This window comes from Bacillus sp. GMs2/2 (assembly GCF_050172095.1).
GTDB lineage: Bacteria > Bacillota > Bacilli > Bacillales > Bacillaceae_G > Bacillus_A > Bacillus_A cereus.
In genome coordinates, this window is record NZ_JBNLYE010000573.1 from 1 (window position 1) to 1,919 (window position 1,919).

Consider the following 1,919-nt stretch of genomic DNA (forward strand, 5'->3'; position numbering starts at 1 on the left):
AAGGTGAAAGGTAAAATGATTTCGTTTAAACTACAAATAGCTACAATAACAACATACGTATATTGTTAATCATAAAAAGGAGAACGAATGAATAAGAAATATACAAATCAAATTCATACTGATATGAGTTTTAAACCGAAAGATATTATAAGTTTAATGACGGATTACTTTAAAATGAAATCAAAGCTGCGTCCTATAAAGGATTTGTCTGTTGTTTTATCAAATAAAGATAATGAAGCGTTAGAGAGTGTTACATGGTTTGGCCATTCTGCTTCTCTTTTGAAAATAGAAGGTAAAAAACTGTTATTAGACCCGATGTTTGGAGATGCCTCTTCCCCATTTCCTTTGTTTAATAGTAAACGCTATAGTGGTGCTTTTTCTTTAGAACGTGATGACCTTCAAGAAATTGATGCGATTGTCATTTCTCATAATCACTATGATCATTTGAATTACAAAAGTATTATGCAGTTAAAAAATCGCGCAAAACACTTTTATGTTCCAACTGGAGTTGCACAATATCTTATTAAATGGGGTGTTTCACCTAGTAAAATTAGTGAGCATAATTGGTGGGACGAAATTACGTTTGATAATATTAAGTTAGTATGTGCGCCTGCAAGGCATTTCTCTGGACGTGGTATGACAGATAGAGATCGTTCATTATGGTGTTCATGGCTTATTCTTGGTCAAGAGACTAAAATTTTCTTTAGTGGTGATAGCGGTTATGCCCCTCACTTTAAGGAAATTGGTGATAAATACGGTCCATTCGATCTTACATTAATGGAATGCGGGCAATATGATCCGAGGTGGTCTGCTATTCATATGTTGCCTGAAGAAACGGTACAAGCTCATATTGATGTTAAAGGAGAATTACTTCTTCCGATTCATTGGGGTGCTTTTACGTTAGCATTACACGAATGGAGTGAGCCGATAGAACGTGTTACGAAAGAAGCTAACCGTTTAGGAGTTAAAATTACAACGCCACAAATTGGCGAATCTATTACGTTAAAATCTACAGACTATCCTTTATCCGCTTGGTGGAAGAAAATTTAATTTTAAAATATAAAAAGAGCGAATCCTCTTATAAAGAATTCGCTCTTTTTTCTGTATTTAAACTTATTTCACTATATTGGATCTCCCACTATCTAATACTCTATTTGCTGGTACACTGGATATTTCAACCACTGTATTCATACTCTTATCAGTCAGTTCAATGAGTTCGTTTTCATGTTTTATTTTATTTAAATCCCACACCATCCCATGAAATTCATTGTGTTGACCACTTACCTGTATAATGCTTTTTGTTTTATTTGAAGGCTGTATTTGAAGGTTTGTAAATTGATTCCCACTAATTTCATTTGGCGTAGTTACTTGACTATCCATATAAATCATATTTACACAGTCTTCTAAAGAAAAGTTCATAAAACGATTGGCATTTATCCAAGCTTGTCCGGTGCTCGGTTTTTTCGCTACTAATTTCAGTCCAGTTTCCATTCCTACAACTTTAATATTTTCGAAGTTAACAAACGAAATTTCATTTTCTTTTCCAGCAGAGTATAAAGAAATTCCGGTACCTTTATTCGTTTCCGTCCAATTGATAATATTTATATCTTTTATTTGTGTTTTGTTCCAAGTGTTATAATATTTATTTTTACCGTCTAAATAAATAACTTCAGAGTTAAATTTAGGATCGTCAATAGTTATATACGCTCCTTCAATGGATGCGTTTTTCTCTAGTTCTAAAACTCTAAAGTTTCCCTCAACTACAAATTGGGATCCGTAACCAAATAATAATTTCACACCTTTTTTAACAATGATTGGTGACGTGATTTTATACTTTTTATCATCAAGCAATACAGTTTTAATTTTACTAGACTCTGCTTTATTAATAGCAGATTGTATTTTTATTGAATCATTTTCCC

At 32.7% G+C, this 1,919-nt stretch carries 2 protein-coding genes; one reads left to right on the plus strand and one right to left on the minus strand.

All coding sequences use genetic code 11. From position 1 onward, the window contains the following. Nucleotides 1–87: 87 nt before the first annotated feature. Complete coding sequence (locus ACQGS6_RS27465) at nt 88–1,050, plus strand: MBL fold metallo-hydrolase (protein WP_074626436.1); 963 nt, start codon at nt 88–90, stop codon at nt 1,048–1,050. Nucleotides 1,051–1,113: 63 nt separating this feature from the next. Here ACQGS6_RS27465 and ACQGS6_RS27470 read toward each other — a convergent pair. Then, nucleotides 1,114–1,919, minus strand: an 806-nt coding sequence (locus ACQGS6_RS27470; RefSeq protein ID WP_426965957.1) for a hypothetical protein, incomplete at its 5' end; no start/stop codon positions are given.

Excerpts from the sequence above, each read along its gene's own strand:
- ACQGS6_RS27465 (WP_074626436.1), top strand. The coding sequence starts at position 88 with ATGAATAAGAAATATACAAATCAAATTCATACTGATATGAGTTTTAAA.